The organism is Methylobacter tundripaludum, from assembly GCF_002934365.1.
Classification (GTDB): domain Bacteria; phylum Pseudomonadota; class Gammaproteobacteria; order Methylococcales; family Methylomonadaceae; genus Methylobacter_A; species Methylobacter_A tundripaludum_A.
Genome location: NZ_PTIY01000001.1, coordinates 252,117 through 266,270, shown reverse-complemented (window position 1 = coordinate 266,270; position 14,154 = coordinate 252,117). Strand labels below are relative to the sequence as shown.

Below are 14,154 nucleotides of genomic sequence, written 5' to 3'. Positions count from 1 at the left end.
AATGAAGTTGCTCGCAAAAGTTCTAAAACACTGGTTATTGGCTTTTCTATATCCTCGTCCACTGCTTGGCATTCTTTATTTACCACGTTTTTTCAACCATTGGTTTCGCTATGCAGGGGAAACGGGCGCGGAAAAAATCCGCGTTCTTGATATGCAACCGTGCTTGGGAGATTGGAGTACTCATACACCATTCGATGCTCACTATTTTTATCAGGGTGCATGGCTTGCCAGACGTATCGGTGCTGCGGAAATTGCTAAGCATGTCGATATTGGTTCCAGCGTTCTCACCATTAGCGTACTGAGCGCTCAAGTCGAAACGGTTTTTGTCGATTATCGGCCACTTAAAGCATCCCTGCCGGGATTAACTTCTATTGCGGGGAATATTCTGAACCTGCCGTTTCCAGATGATTCTATCGAATCGTTATCATGTCTTCATGTTATTGAACATATTGGCCTTGGACGCTATGGCGACCCGATTGATCCTTACGGCAGCACAAAAGCGGCGCGTGAATTGCAGCGCATAGTGAGTCGTGGTGGCAACCTGTTTATTTCTTTGCCGGTTGGGCGCGAAAGAGTCTGCTTCAATGCCCATAGGGTACACTCGCCAATTTCAGTATTAAAGTTGTTTCCAGATATGAAGTTAATTGAATTTTCCTATGTGGATGATGCCGGCCAATACAGTGAAAAAAGAGCAGTGGAGGCCGCGAGCGATTTTGAGTATGGTTGCGGGCTGTTTCATTTTCAAAAGCCCTGATGGTTTTGGTCGATTATGAGTAATATTCTTATAAGGTGCATATGGTAGTTAGTCATATTCTTGGGGGTATCGGTAACCAGATGTTCCAGTATGCTGCCGGACGTGCGCTTTCGCTTGCGAATAGCCAGAAGCTTCTTCTCGACTTGGGCGATTTTTCGGATTACCGCTTGCATCATGGTTTTGAATTGAGCCGGGTGTTCAATGTGATTGCGGAAAGGGCAGAGGTGTCGACTGTGCGTCAGCTATTAGGGTGGAGAGCAAATCGCTTGGTCAAGAAAGTGCTGCGGCGCCCTCAGTTTGCAGGACTCAGGGGCAAGAAGTTTGTGGTTGAGCCCCATTTTAATTATTGGTCCGATTTCTTTAATTTGAACGATGATTGTTATTTGTTTGGCTACTGGCAATCGGAACGTTACTTCAAACCATTTGAAAGTGTTATTCGCCGGGATTTTACTTTTCGGGAGCCATTGGCTGGGCGAAATTCTGAGCTGGCATTGGAAATTGCAAATACCCAGTCAATCAGTTTACACGTCCGTCGTGGGGATTATGTCAGCGATTCCAAAACCGGAAAAATCATGGAAGTATGCTCGTCAGACTATTATCATAAGGCGATCGGTTATATTGCCGAGCGCGTTGAACGACCGGTGTTTTATGTCTTTTCTGATGATATGGAGTGGGTAAGGCAAAATTTAACCGTGGAATTTCCTTGTATTTATGTCGATCATAATCGTCAAGCGGAAAGTTACAGAGATATGCAGCTGATGAGCTTATGCAAGCATCATGTTATCGCAAATAGCACGTTTAGCTGGTGGGGTGCGTGGTTAAATCCTAGCCCAGAGAAATTGGTTGTCGCGCCCGGAAGCTGGTTTTGCAATGGGAATGATGATCGCGATTTGATGCCTAATGAATGGATTCGGCTATGAGTGATCGGTATGACTCAGTGCATACGCCTGTAAGCGTGATTATTCCGTGTTATCGTTGTGCGGATACTATCCAGCGTGCGGTTGATTCAGTGATCGCTCAAACACGCCCCCCGGAAGAGATCATATTGATTGATGACTTCAGCAATGACGGGGGAGAAACGCTGGCCGTTCTGGATCGGCTTCGGCAGGAGCATCAAGAAACGAACATAAAAGTCTTGCGACTCAATAAGAACGGTGGGCCCGGTAGTGCGCGTAACGCAGGATGGGAGCAGTCATCACAACCCTATATTGCATTCCTGGATGCGGACGACAGCTGGCATCCGGAAAAAATGGCGATTCAATATCAATGGATGGCGGCGCACCCGGATGTCGTATTGTCGGGTCATCCGAGCATCAAAATATCGGAAGGCGTTGCATTGCCGGAATTACCAGAAAGCTTGCTGGCTCGCCGGATCAATGAATGTAGATTGCTGTTCTCCAATTGCCTTCCTACACGTTCAGTCATGTTAAAACGGGAAGTCTCTTTCCGGTTTTTCCCTGAAAAGCGCTATGCAGAAGATTACTTGCTTTGGCTCACCCTTGTATTTAATGGTCAACCAGCCTGGTTTTTGAATAGTCCAATGGCTTATTCATTCAAAGAAGAGTTTGGGGATGGGGGATTAACGGGCAACCTGTGGAGAGCGCAACAAGGCATATTGGATACTTATCAAAAAATTTTTAGTGCCGGGTTTATTCCATTTTTCATGTTTATACTGGTTTCGAGTTTTTCGTTTTTAAAATACTTCCGAAGGTGGAGTATTGTAAAATGGCGTTTTTTGATTAACAGCGCCTCTTGATATTTTTGGATAGTAAAGTATGACGACTGACTCGTGGCAATCTATTCGTTGTGAACCAGCAAGAATACAAGGTGTTCGGATTAAACAGCTTTCGACTATTCCATTTTTTGTAAAACACCAACCGGTAATGCTCAGTAAACGCGATGCCTATGCGAGTGCGGTTTCTGGAGCGGTTTTGCCTAGTAACGTCTTAGTGTTGTTTGACTGGCGTAATATTTTTGACGGTCTTGCAACGGAACCCAAAGCATCGTGAAAAAAATCTGTTATGTAGCCACTATCCCTGCGGTGGTCCACGCTTTTTTGCGAGGACACATTCGAGCGGCTGCGGAAAAGTATGATGTAACTGTGGTCTGTAATAACGCCGACGCCCACTTGCTCGATGGCATCAACGCTCGACTCATTCTACTACCCATTGAGCGCAAAGCATCACCTTGGCGCGATTTAATGGTTTTGATTCAGCTGATGATTTTGTTTCGCCGTGAACGATTTGATCTCGTGCATTCCATTATGCCTAAAACAGGACTGTTGAGCATGTTGGCTGCTTGGGCGGCCGGGGTTCCCAATCGGATGCATATTTTTACCGGACAGGTTTGGGCGACAAAACAAGGATGGAAACGCGGATCACTTAAAATGTTCGATAGGCTGATAGTGCTATTCGCTAATCAGATTTTAATGGATAGTCCGTCGCAACGGGATTTTTTGGTTTCTGAAGGTATTTTGCCTCAAGGCAACGGCATCGTAATTGGGCATGGTTCAATCTGCGGCGTTGATGCCGATCAGTTTCATCCTGATGCTCAAGTGCGGGAGAAGGTGCGAAGAGAGTTAGACGTAAGCTTGGAGCAAACCATAGTCCTGTTCTTAGGGCGATTAAATCGTGATAAGGGAATACTCGATCTTGCTGCTGCGTTTGTCGAGATTGCATCAAAGCGAACAGATGCAGTGTTGGTATTGGTTGGCGCTGAAGAGGATATTTCTTTTGCTTATGTGCAAGCAATTTGTGGTGCATATGGGGATCGCTTGCGCAGAGTGAGCTTTACAACTAACCCTGAGCGCTATATGGCCGCCGCGGATATTTTTTGCCTGCCCAGCTATCGCGAAGGCTTTGGTCAGGTCATTATTGAAGCGGGAGCTACTGAAGTCCCGACCGTGGCTACGTGTATTTATGGAGTTACTGACGCAGTGGAAGACAGAAAAACAGGCTTGTTGTTTTCGGCTGGAGATGTTGCCGGTCTTACACAGTCTTTGCTGAAGCTGATAGATGATCGGTCTCTGAGGCACGAAATGGGCACTGCTGCGCGTGCGCGTGCGCTAGAGTTGTTTCCCAGCCACAAAATTTCCGAGGGAATGTTAGCGCTTTATGGCCAGCTATTGACGAAGCGTTGTGATTAATAAATGAGGGAGACGGGGACATTGCATAGCACATTTAGCTCAAGATCGAAGACGGTGCTTGTTAGCGGAGCAAATGGTTTTGTGGGCAGGTCACTCTGTGCTGAGTTGCGTCGGCAGGGGCAATCTGTTCGTGCGGTGGCGCGCTCTGTAAATTTTCAGGTCGAAAATATTGAGACCATGTCAATCGGGACTATAAACGGTGAAACGGATTGGACGGATGCGCTACGTGGTATAAAAGTGGTCATTCATCTTGCCGCGCATGTGCATGTAATGAAAGCTAGCGTAGCCGATCCGCAGGGTGCGTTTCGCAAGGTAAATGTTGAGGGTACCTTTAATCTTGCCCGGCAGGCAGCCGACGCCGGCGTACAGCGCTTTATTTTTATCAGTTCGATCAAGGTCAATGGTGAATTTACGCCATTAGGACAGCCTTATACCGCCGAAGATCGGCCTGCACCTGTTGATCCTTACGGCATTTCCAAGCTTGAAGCGGAAGATGCATTGCGGCAGTTGGCTGATGAAACCGGTATGGAAGTGGTGATCATCCGCCCGCCATTGGTCTACGGACCGGGGGTGAAAGCCAATTTTCGCAGCATGATGCGTTGGCTTGAGACGGGGGTCCCTTTACCTTTGGGTGGGATTCATAATAAGCGTACACTGGTGGCGCTGGATAATTTGGTTGATTTGATCGTAACCTGCATTGATCATCCTGCCGCTGCCAACCAGACGTTTTTGGCCGGGGACGGTGAGGACATATCTATTACCGAATTGTTGCAGCGTTTGGGCATCGCATTGGGCAAACCCGCTAAACTATTCCCTATACCTGTCTGGTTATTAAAGACAGGCGCCATGTTGTTGGGTAAGCGTGAGATGGCGCAGCGGTTGTGTGGTTCGCTTCAAGCCGACATCAGCAAAGCGTCCGATCTGTTGGGCTGGCGACCGCCGGTGAGAGTGGATGACGCGTTGAAAAAAACCGCCGCAGATTTTTTACAAAAATCATAAGCTGCTTAATCTCAGAAACATTCAATCTAAGTAATTCAGTTTTTCACTCCGACAATTTCCTGCCGGGAAAGGTTGTTGGCACTCATAGTAAGCTCAAGGAAATAATTCATGTTATTGGGAGCAGTTGCCGAAGAGCAAACACCTGTCCATACAGTTGTCAATTATTAAATAGAGGTACAAATGATTTTTTTGTGGTTTCTTTTGCTAACGAGTGCCGTGTCTTGGGGGCTTACCGGCTTTTTGCGCAGGTACGCGTTGGCGAGGAACTTAATCGATGTTCCTAATGAACGCAGTTCGCACTCGACACCAACGCCTCGTGGCGGCGGTGTCGCCATTGTGACAGCGTTTTTGGCGGCTCTCCCCCTCCTCAATAGATTTGATCTGCTGGCGAACCCTGTATGCTTGGCCTTATGGGGCGCCGGATGCGCTGTTGCGGTAACCGGCTTTTTGGATGATCATGGACATATTGCCGCACGCTGGCGCTTATTGGTACATTTCGGAGCGGCGGCTTGGGGGCTTTATTGGCTGGGTGGCTTTCCTCCTGTCTCAGCCTTTGGGTATTCGCTGGATTTGGGATGGTTTGGGTACGCGTTTGCGGCCGTGTATGTAGTCTGGTTGCTCAATTTGTACAACTTCATGGATGGCATTGATGGCCTTGCCGGTATTGAGGCGATTACGGTTTGTTGCGGGGGGGCTTTGATGGTGTGGCTTGTTGCGCCCGATTCAACCGCTTGGATGTTGCCGGTTCTTCTGGCTTCAGCAGTGTTGGGATTTCTTGTTTGGAATTTCCCTCCCGCCCGTATTTTTATGGGAGATGTAGGGAGCGGTTTTTTGGGTATCATATTGGCGCTGCTTTCGGTGCAAGCGGCAAGGATTGAACCTGGGTTATTATGGGTGTGGCTGATCTTGTTGGGTGTATTCATTGTCGATGCAACCGTTACCTTGTGTCGTCGCGTATTGCGGGGCGAGAAGTTTTATGAGGCGCACCATAGCCATGCCTATCAATATGCATCCCGCATCATAGGCGCCCATCAACCAGTCACCCTGGCAATAGGCGCTATTAATGTTTTTTGGTTGATGCCTGTTGCGGGTTTGGTTGCATTGGAAAAGTTAGACGGTATTGTTGGACTCATGGTGGCGTATTTGCCGTTATTGTTGTTGGCATATCGTTACAAGGCCGGTGATCGGCTGGCTCAAGCCAGGGATGCCGAGTGAGCTTGTTGAATCGGGGATAATGAAGCCGGTTATTAATGAAAATTGCTATAGAAAAACAGGGATAATTGATGAGGTCACGATTAGCGAACTGGTTCATTGGTCTTGCGCGTCAGAAGAAGGCATTTATTTTGATTAGCGCCGATGTTTTTTTTGCGATGTTTGCTCTTTGGGCGGCCTTTTCTTTGCGTTGGGGAGAGCTGTACATTCCTAAAGACGATGAGTGGTATCTATTTGCTGCGGCCCCGGTGATAGCCGTACCGATTTTTGTCAAGTTGGGCTTGTACCGTGCGATTATCCGTTACATAGAGGTCAGGGCGTTATGGACCATAATTCAGGCGACTACGCTTTATGCGTTGTTTTTTGCGTTTGTATTGTACGAGTCCGGCATCAAAGGCGTCCCCCGGACGGTGTTACCGCTCAACTGGTTGAATATGATGCTGCTGGTGGGCGGAAGCCGTTTTTTTGCGCGTTGGTGGTTGGGTGAGGTTTATTTAAACCTGGGTGTAGGCCGAGGTGCAAAAAATCACAGCAAAAAAAATGTAGTGATTTACGGCGCGGGAAACGCCGGCGTACAGTTGGCTTCCGCATTAGGCTATGGACGTGAATTCAGGCCGGTCGCGTTCATCGATGACGACGAGTTGCTGCATAAACAAAAGGTCAACGGTCTCCGGATTTATCCGCTCAGCTCTTTGCGGTACTTGATAGAAAAATATCAGGTTTCAGACGTTCTGCTGGCTATGCCTTCAGCTAATCGGGCGCGTAAAAGTGAAATTATTCGCTTGCTGGAGCCTTTTGCGGTTCATGTGATGTCGATGCCGGGTTTGTCCGAGATTGCCCAAGGCAAGGTCACCGTTGATGCGCTACAGGAGGTTGATATTGCCGACCTTCTGGGACGCGACGCTGTGGCCCCCGATCAATCGCTGCTGCATGCCAATATCGCAGGCAAGGTCGTAATGGTGACCGGCGCAGGCGGCTCTATCGGTTCCGAGCTTTGCCGGCAAATCATTCTGTTGCAGCCGGAGTCGTTGATTCTTTTTGAAATCAGTGAATTTGCGCTTTATGCGATAGAAAAAGAGTTGCAGCATTTATTAACCAAAGCCAAGAACGATAAAGAAATAAAACTGATTCCTGTATTGGGTTCGGTGGTAAACGCTAAGCGCTGCGAAAAAATATGCAAGACTTTCAAGGTGCGGACGATCTATCACGCGGCGGCTTACAAGCATGTGCCGATGGTCGAAAGAAATCCGGGCGAAGCGGTCTGGAACAATATATTTGGCACCTTGCATGCGGCAACGGCCGCGATAAAGACGGAGGTTGAGACTTTTGTGCTTATTTCAACGGATAAAGCGGTCAGGCCAACCAATACGATGGGAGCGACCAAGCGCTTCGCTGAATTGATTTTGCAGGCGCTCAGCTTTAATCAGGCTAATAATACAAAAACCCGTTTTACGATGGTGCGCTTCGGCAATGTATTGGGATCTTCAGGGTCCGTGGTGCCGTTGTTTAAGGAACAGATCGCAAGAGGCGGGCCGGTAACGGTGACCGACGAGAGAATCATCCGCTATTTTATGACCATACCAGAGGCGGCGCAGCTGGTCATTCAGGCCGGTGCAATGGGTCAGGGCGGCGATGTGTTTGTGCTGGATATGGGCGAACCTATCCGTATTGTTGATTTAGCCAAGAGAATGATTCATTTGAGCGGATTGGAAATCAAAGATGCAGAGCATCCGGGCGGCGACATAGAGATTAGCTATACAGGCTTAAGGCCTGGAGAAAAGCTGTATGAAGAACTTTTGATTGGCGATAACGTTTCAAAAACCGGGCACGAAAGAATTATGCGCGCGCAGGAGCAGGTGATTCCGTGGACCGAACTGGAGAAAATGTTGGCGGTATTGGAGCAGGCAACACAAGATGATGACTTTGAACGGGTTAGGGCTGTTTTGGCCGACGCAGTTACCGGTTTTGTACCGCAATGTGAAATCGAAGACTTGTTGTGGAAAGAAGACAGGCGGATTGTGAATGGATAAATTGACCAGCATGAACGTTTTCGTCCGCGTGGCAAAGGCCGGAAGTTTTGCCGGCGGCGCGCGCGATCTGGATATTTCAAGAGCCATGGCGACCAAACATATCATGCATCTTGAGGGTGTACTGGGTACGCGATTATTCAACCGAACCACGCGCAGCTTAAGCCTGACCGACGTGGGCGCGTCCTATTTGGAGCGATGCCAGCAAGTGTTGCTAGAGGTTGAGGAGATGGAGGCCGCTGTCACGCATTTGCAGACCGAGCCCAGGGGGATTTTAAGAGTCAGTGCGCCGCCGGTGATCGGGGCGACGCATATCGCTTGGGCCGTAGCTGAATTTTTGAAGATACATCCTGACTTGACCGTCGAGATGATTTTACAGAGCAGTCCGGGGGATTTGATTGACGAGGGGATCGATGTCGCTATTTCTTTGGGCGCTTTGGATGATACCAGCATGTTTGCACGGAAATTAGCCAGTTCGTCGTTGGTTGTTTGCGGTTCGCCGGAATATTTTGAGAAATACGGCGTTCCCCAGACGCCGGAAGATTTGGAGGATCACAGCTGCCTGGTCAACTGGGCTATCGCGCCGAGGAATAAATGGCTGTTCAAAGGCGAAGCCGGTTATACGGGGATAACGGTTTCAGGCCGGATGCAGGCGAATGTCGCAGACCCGATACGCATCGCCGCAATTAACGGCTTGGGCTTGGTGATGTTGCCGACTTATATCGTGGGCAGGGACATTGAAAAGGGCAAACTGAAAGCTGTTCTGGAAAATTACACCTCGCCGCCTCTGGATGTCCATGCCATATATCCCCATCGAAAGTATTTGTCGGCAAAGGTCAGGGGCTTTATGGATTTTTTGCAGGAATTTCTGGAATACCGGGTTAGCCGCGGGGAACGCAATCAGAGTGTTGATTAGTCGCGTGTTTTTGGCGGACGTTGCCCGGTATTTTCAGTAATGTAACGCCTTATTTGAACAGGTGGAGCTTCCTTTTTTTACCTATATCCTTGTAGGCAAGGGCTAAATATCAATGCTTGCCAGGAAAAATGCTCCATTATAGCGCCGTCCTGATGGCGTCGTCGTGAGTCGATTTCTTGACCGTGGCCTAGGGGATGCGATAATAGGCGACCGGAATTACTGTTTTATCAGCCTTTACGCAAGAAAAAGCAGCATCAGGGGTTGGCAATGAAGCCAGGTTTGTCGGCCAAAAACGCACGTAGAGATTAATAAGATGATAGAAAATTTAGCTCCGCAACACGCATGGGATTTGTTGCAAAATAATTCAGATGCGGTATTAGTGGATGTAAGAACGAAAGTTGAACATTCCTTTGTCGGGCATCCCCCAGGCGCTATATCCATTCCCTGGAAAGAAGCGCCCGATTGGCAAGTCAATCCGCAGTTTGTTGCCGAAGTTAAAAAGGTTGCACCTGATTGCAATACGCCGGTTTTATTGCTTTGCCGTAGCGGCCAACGTTCGCTGGATGCGGCAAAAGCATTGGAAGAGGCCGGTTATCAGTTGTTGATTAATATTGTTGACGGTTTTGAAGGCGCCCTGGATGAGCATAAGCATCGGGGTAATCTTGGCGGCTGGCGCTTTCAGGGCCTGCCTTGGGAGCAAAGTTAATCTTATAGCCAAATTTGGACCAAGCAGGGTGCGTCCAACAAAATCTAAACAGCAGTCATGACGGCGGCGCCGTCCTTTCTTCCCCCGCATTTAACCCATTAGAGTGCATCACGCATTCATCATGTTTAAAAAGGTGTGCATCGCGCATCTTACATTTGTTTATTTAAACCTTAGAGACCATAAAAGTGATCGAAAAATTAAGAAATATTGCAATTATTGCCCACGTCGACCATGGCAAAACGACCCTGGTTGATAAATTATTGCAACAGTCCGGCACGTTTGCCGCTCATACTAAAGTGACTGAGCGCATTATGGACTCCAACGATATTGAAAAAGAACGCGGCATCACCATTCTGGCCAAAAATACCGCGCTGGACTGGAACGGCTATCACATCAATATCGTCGACACCCCGGGACACGCCGACTTTGGCGGCGAAGTGGAGCGGGTGTTATCGATGGTCGATTCGGTATTGTTGCTGGTCGATGCGGTGGACGGCCCTATGCCGCAGACCCGTTTTGTGACCCAAAAAGCGTTTGCGCTGGGATTGAAGCCGATTGTGGTTATCAACAAAATCGACCGTCCGGGTGCTCGTCCTGACTGGGTTGTCGACCAAACTTTCGATTTATTCGACCGCTTGGGCGCAACCGATGAGCAACTGGACTTCCCTATCGTTTATGCGTCTGCAATCAACGGCTATGCCGGATTGGATCACAATATCTCCGGCGGCGACATGACCCCGTTATTCGAGACGATTGTTTCCAAAGTAAGCCCGCCACCTGTTGATATCGATGGCCCTTTCAAAATGCAGGTGACCAGCCTGGATTACAACACCTACACCGGCGTTATCGGTATCGGCCGGATTCAACGCGGCACTATCAAGCCCAACACGCCGCTGGTTATCGTTAATCGGGAAGGTGTTGAGCGTAAAGGCCGCATGCTGCAGGTTTACGGCTTTCACGGCTTGGACCGCGTTGAAGTTCAAGAGGCGCGGGCAGGCGATATTATTGCTTTTGCCGGTATTGAAAAGTTGGAAATATCAGACACCATCTGCCATCCCGATGCCGTAGAAGTCATGCCGCCATTGTCGGTTGATGAGCCGACGGTCAGTATGACGTTCCAGGTCAATAACTCGCCGTTTGCCGGACGCGAAGGCAAATTCGTCACCACGCGCCAAATTCGCGACCGCTTAGACAAAGAATTGCAACATAACGTTGCGTTGAAAGTTGAAGACACTGCGGATCCTGATAAATTCAAGGTATCCGGCCGCGGCGAACTGCATTTGTCGGTTTTGATTGAGAATATGCGCCGCGAAGGTTTTGAAATGGGCGTATCGCGTCCTGAAGTTATCGTCAAAGAAATTGATGGGGTAAAGTGCGAGCCTTTTGAAATGGTCACCATCGAAGTGGAGGAAATCCACCAAGGTGCGATCATGGAAAAACTGGGCGAACGCAAAGGCGATTTGACTAACATGATACCTGACGGCAAAGGGCGCATCCGTCTGGAATACATGATGCCGTCGCGCGGTTTGATCGGTTTTCAGACCGAGTTTATGACCGCTACTTCAGGTTCAGGTCTGTTGTACCATGTATTCGACCACTACGGACCGATGAAAGCGGGCGACGTGGGCAGCCGTCAACGCGGCGTAATGATTTCAATGGTTGCCGGCAAAGCCGTCACCTACTCATTGCATCCGTTACAAGAGCGAGGCGAGTTATTATTGGTTAATGGTGACGAGGTCTACGAAGGCATGCTGGTCGGTCTGCATTCACGTTCCAATGATTTAACCGTTAACCCTTGCAAGCCCAAAGCGCTAACCAATATGCGCGCTTCGGGTTCGGATGAAAACTTGGTGCTGGCGAGAATTCAGAAAATGACGCTGGAGCAAGCGTTGGAATTTATTGCCGAAGACGAACTGGTTGAAGTTACGCCAAAATCGATACGCTTGCGCAAGAAGTTGTTAACTGAAAACGAGCGTAAAAGAGCGACCAAGGGCTAAGTCAGCGGGCATCATGCTCATCGGCTCACCTTAACCGGCAAGCCGTATTCACAAAAGGGGGGGAACCGTCCGGTTCTCCCCTTTTTTGTGTTTTTGGCCGCAAAGGCCGCTCGATCAGACTTAACTCTGTAGAATTCATAGGCTAAAAATCAGTTGAGCCAAGCCTGAAAAAACATTAGGTTTGCGTTTGGTGGTTACAGCCGATCAAAATCGGAGGCGTTGTTCCGGCAACTATTTTTTTATTACCGATACAATGGATTGCCACGAACCGCATATAAGCGAGTTGAGCCCTACATTCCAAGGTTTTAAACATGAATCGATACGATCAATCTCAAGGTAAAAAAATCGGCAGAGCCGTGATTGTGGCGACGATTATTTTGGCCGCTTTGGCGAGCGCCGGTTGGTTTTATTTTAAGCATCAACAAAGCGCCGCCGTAACAGAACCTGAATCCCGTACTTTGGCGCTTCCTTCAGGTTTTGGACAGATGGATGCAATGAGTGCTTTGTCGATCAAGGAATCGATAGAGGGAGTGGCAGTGGAAGAAGCCGTTTCAGATAACATTGTCGAACTGCAACAGGAAACTGCATTTATTTTGCCCGACCTTGACCATAGCGACGCGCTGTTCCGGGAGGAAATGACAGGCATTTCTCCAGCGCTTGCCGGGCGGCTGAATACGGATCAGTTGGTCAGGAAATACGTTGTCATTGTTAACGATTTTTCGCAAGGCTTGCGGCTTGAAAAGCATCTGCGCTTTCTTCAGCCGGATCAGCCGTTTGCAGTCGAGCAACAGGATGGCTCGCTGTTTATATCGACTAAGAGCTATCAGCGCTATGACTGGCTGGCGGCGGCAATAAATGAACTGGATGTACAGGCGACGCTGGCAGTGTATAAAAAATTCAGGCCGTTATTGTTGCAGGTATTCAGGGAGTTCAGTTACCCGGATGAGTACAGCCTGGAAGATATTTTCACCAAAGCGGCGTCGGTCATTCTTGCTGCGCCTGTTGTTGACGGGCGGCTTGCAGTGCTAAGACACTCGATAAACTATAAATTTGCCGATCGGCAGCTTGAAGCGGCAAACCCGGTACATAAACAGATGCTGCGCATGGGGCCTGAAAATACCCGCATCATCCAAAATAAACTGCGCATTCTGGTTGAGGGATTGGTTAATACAAAAGAATAGTTTTAGCGCGTGCCAAACACCACGATCGTTTTGCCGTGCGCACTAATCAGTTTTTTATTTTCCAGTTCTTTTAAGACGCGCCCGGCCATTTCCCTGGAGCAACTGACCATGCGGCCGATTTCTTGTCTGGAGATATGCAGTTGCATGCCATCAGGGTGGGTTATCGCTTCTGGGCCTTTGCACAAATCCAGCAAGGTCCGGGCAATTCGACCTTCTACATCCATGAACGCCAGATCGCATAAATTACGGCTGGTGTTTAACAGTCGTGACGATAATTGCTCGCCTATCATGAAAAGAATGTCGGGGCCATGTTCCCCCAGATCTTTTCTCAAAATCTGGCGGAGCCGTTCGTAGCTGATTTCGGCCAAATGGCATTCGCCGCGCGTTTTAACGCTGACTTTTCGCGGTTCGGTCCCTTTAAATACGCCGATTTCACCGATAAATTCATTTTTATTCAAATAAGCGAGTATCAATTCGTGTCCGCCGTCGGCGTCTTCCACGCAAACACTGACCGAGCCGCTTATGATAAAATATAAGCGGTCGCCTATGTCGCCAGGCCGAATGATGGTCGTTTTGGCGGGATATTTCTTTATATGGCAAAAGCGTAAAAAATGCTCCAGCGCTGCTTTATAGGGGGATTCTTGGGGGGTAAGTGTCATAGGTGTAATTCATCTGTCCTTAGTGCCGTGGCGGGTCTGGGTAACAATGCAGGATTTTAACAAAAAAATCAATATTGTCACTCTGGCAATAAGTATTTTTATGCTACTCTATGCGTCATTTTTAACCGGGAAAATAAATGCAAGTAACAGTCAAATGGGTCGATGGCGTGATGTTCGTCGGCGAAACCGGCAGTGGACATGCTGTAGTTATGGATGGCCCTCCCGATCACGGCGGCCGTAACATGGGTGTGCGTCCGATGGAAATGCTTTTGCTGGGCGTCGGCGGTTGTTCATCTTTTGATGTGGTGCAGATTTTGCAAAAAGGCAGAAACGATATGGTTCACTGTGTGGCTGAGGTTACCGCCGAACGGGTCGACGCGATCCCTAGCGTGTTCAGCAAGATTCATCTGCATTTTATTGTCACCGGCCATGATTTAAAAGCATCTGCTGTTGAAAGAGCGGTAAAATTATCCGCAGAGAAATATTGCTCTGCTTCCATCATGCTAAGCAAGGCAGTGGAAATCACCCATGATTTTGAAGTTATCGAGGTTTAACTAC

Annotated in this window: 14 protein-coding genes; 13 read left to right on the top strand and 1 reads right to left on the bottom strand. The window is 48.6% G+C overall.

Features of this window, described 5'->3' with window-relative positions:
* Window position 1: 1 nt before the first annotated feature.
* The 12 genes from B0F88_RS01260 to B0F88_RS01210 all read left to right on the top strand — a co-directional run bounded on the left by B0F88_RS01260 (window position 2) and on the right by B0F88_RS01210 (window position 12,937).
* The gene (locus B0F88_RS01260) at window positions 2-754 is read left to right on the top strand and encodes a DUF268 domain-containing protein (protein ID WP_219820740.1); all 753 of its coding nucleotides are present in this window, start codon (window positions 2-4) and stop codon (window positions 752-754) included.
* 41 nt (window positions 755-795) lie between these two features.
* A complete protein-coding gene (locus B0F88_RS01255) occupies window positions 796-1,674 on the top strand; it encodes an alpha-1,2-fucosyltransferase (protein ID WP_104422117.1) in 879 nt (292 codons plus the stop codon).
* The gene (locus B0F88_RS01250; protein WP_181049804.1) at window positions 1,671-2,510 is read left to right on the top strand and encodes a glycosyltransferase family 2 protein; all 840 of its coding nucleotides are present in this window, start codon (window positions 1,671-1,673) and stop codon (window positions 2,508-2,510) included. The genes B0F88_RS01255 and B0F88_RS01250 overlap by 4 nt, the downstream gene beginning before the upstream one ends.
* Window positions 2,511-2,529: 19 nt before the next feature.
* Window positions 2,530-2,763, top strand: a complete 234-nt coding sequence (locus B0F88_RS19145; protein WP_146083294.1) for a hypothetical protein — start codon at window positions 2,530-2,532, stop codon at window positions 2,761-2,763.
* The gene (locus B0F88_RS01245; protein WP_104422115.1) at window positions 2,760-3,899 is read left to right on the top strand and encodes a glycosyltransferase family 4 protein; all 1,140 of its coding nucleotides are present in this window, start codon (window positions 2,760-2,762) and stop codon (window positions 3,897-3,899) included. The genes B0F88_RS19145 and B0F88_RS01245 overlap by 4 nt, the downstream gene beginning before the upstream one ends.
* Window positions 3,900-3,902: 3 nt before the next feature.
* Complete coding sequence (locus tag B0F88_RS01240) at window positions 3,903-4,898, top strand: UDP-glucose 4-epimerase family protein (RefSeq protein ID WP_104422114.1); 996 nt, start codon at window positions 3,903-3,905, stop codon at window positions 4,896-4,898.
* A gap of 216 nt (window positions 4,899-5,114) precedes the next feature.
* Entirely contained in the window at window positions 5,115-6,113 is a 999-nt protein-coding gene (locus B0F88_RS01235; protein WP_308471966.1) for an MraY family glycosyltransferase, read from the top strand.
* 68 nt (window positions 6,114-6,181) lie between these two features.
* Window positions 6,182-8,140 (top strand): polysaccharide biosynthesis protein, encoded by a 1,959-nt coding sequence (locus tag B0F88_RS01230; RefSeq protein WP_104422112.1) that lies wholly within the window; start codon window positions 6,182-6,184, stop codon window positions 8,138-8,140.
* Complete coding sequence (locus B0F88_RS01225; RefSeq protein WP_104422111.1) at window positions 8,133-9,053, top strand: LysR family transcriptional regulator; 921 nt, start codon at window positions 8,133-8,135, stop codon at window positions 9,051-9,053. The genes B0F88_RS01230 and B0F88_RS01225 overlap by 8 nt, the downstream gene beginning before the upstream one ends.
* Before the next feature lie 313 nt (window positions 9,054-9,366).
* Window positions 9,367-9,759, top strand: coding sequence for a rhodanese-like domain-containing protein (locus B0F88_RS01220; RefSeq protein WP_104422110.1), 393 nt, complete (start codon window positions 9,367-9,369; stop codon window positions 9,757-9,759).
* A gap of 185 nt (window positions 9,760-9,944) precedes the next feature.
* The gene (gene typA, locus B0F88_RS01215; RefSeq protein WP_104422109.1) at window positions 9,945-11,756 is read left to right on the top strand and encodes a translational GTPase TypA; all 1,812 of its coding nucleotides are present in this window, start codon (window positions 9,945-9,947) and stop codon (window positions 11,754-11,756) included.
* A gap of 311 nt (window positions 11,757-12,067) precedes the next feature.
* Complete coding sequence (locus B0F88_RS01210; RefSeq protein WP_104422108.1) at window positions 12,068-12,937, top strand: DUF3014 domain-containing protein; 870 nt, start codon at window positions 12,068-12,070, stop codon at window positions 12,935-12,937.
* A gap of 2 nt (window positions 12,938-12,939) precedes the next feature.
* On the opposite strand, the gene crp is transcribed toward B0F88_RS01210, so the two are convergent.
* Window positions 12,940-13,596 carry a cAMP-activated global transcriptional regulator CRP gene (crp, locus tag B0F88_RS01205; RefSeq protein ID WP_104422107.1) on the bottom strand — a complete coding sequence of 219 codons (657 nt, stop codon included), beginning with the start codon at window positions 13,594-13,596 and terminating at the stop codon, window positions 12,940-12,942.
* A 137-nt stretch (window positions 13,597-13,733) separates the two neighbouring features.
* Between crp and B0F88_RS01200 the strand changes: the two genes are divergently transcribed.
* A complete protein-coding gene (locus tag B0F88_RS01200; RefSeq protein ID WP_104422106.1) occupies window positions 13,734-14,150 on the top strand; it encodes an OsmC family protein in 417 nt (138 codons plus the stop codon).
* Window positions 14,151-14,154: the final 4 nt, after the last annotated feature.

What these genes read in the sequence shown, in the direction of transcription:
- crp (WP_104422107.1), bottom strand. Translation starts at nt 13,596, where the DNA reads ATGACACTTACCCCCCAAGAATCCCCCTATAAAGCAGCGCTGGAGCAT.
- B0F88_RS01255 (WP_104422117.1), top strand. Translation starts at nt 796, where the DNA reads ATGGTAGTTAGTCATATTCTTGGGGGTATCGGTAACCAGATGTTCCAG.
- B0F88_RS01200 (WP_104422106.1), top strand. Translation starts at nt 13,734, where the DNA reads ATGCAAGTAACAGTCAAATGGGTCGATGGCGTGATGTTCGTCGGCGAA.
- B0F88_RS19145 (WP_146083294.1), top strand. Translation starts at nt 2,530, where the DNA reads ATGACGACTGACTCGTGGCAATCTATTCGTTGTGAACCAGCAAGAATA.
- B0F88_RS01250 (WP_181049804.1), top strand. Translation starts at nt 1,671, where the DNA reads ATGAGTGATCGGTATGACTCAGTGCATACGCCTGTAAGCGTGATTATT.
- B0F88_RS01225 (WP_104422111.1), top strand. Translation starts at nt 8,133, where the DNA reads ATGGATAAATTGACCAGCATGAACGTTTTCGTCCGCGTGGCAAAGGCC.
- B0F88_RS01260 (WP_219820740.1), top strand. Translation starts at nt 2, where the DNA reads ATGAAGTTGCTCGCAAAAGTTCTAAAACACTGGTTATTGGCTTTTCTA.
- B0F88_RS01210 (WP_104422108.1), top strand. Translation starts at nt 12,068, where the DNA reads ATGAATCGATACGATCAATCTCAAGGTAAAAAAATCGGCAGAGCCGTG.
- B0F88_RS01230 (WP_104422112.1), top strand. Translation starts at nt 6,182, where the DNA reads ATGAGGTCACGATTAGCGAACTGGTTCATTGGTCTTGCGCGTCAGAAG.
- B0F88_RS01220 (WP_104422110.1), top strand. Translation starts at nt 9,367, where the DNA reads ATGATAGAAAATTTAGCTCCGCAACACGCATGGGATTTGTTGCAAAAT.
- B0F88_RS01240 (WP_104422114.1), top strand. Translation starts at nt 3,903, where the DNA reads ATGAGGGAGACGGGGACATTGCATAGCACATTTAGCTCAAGATCGAAG.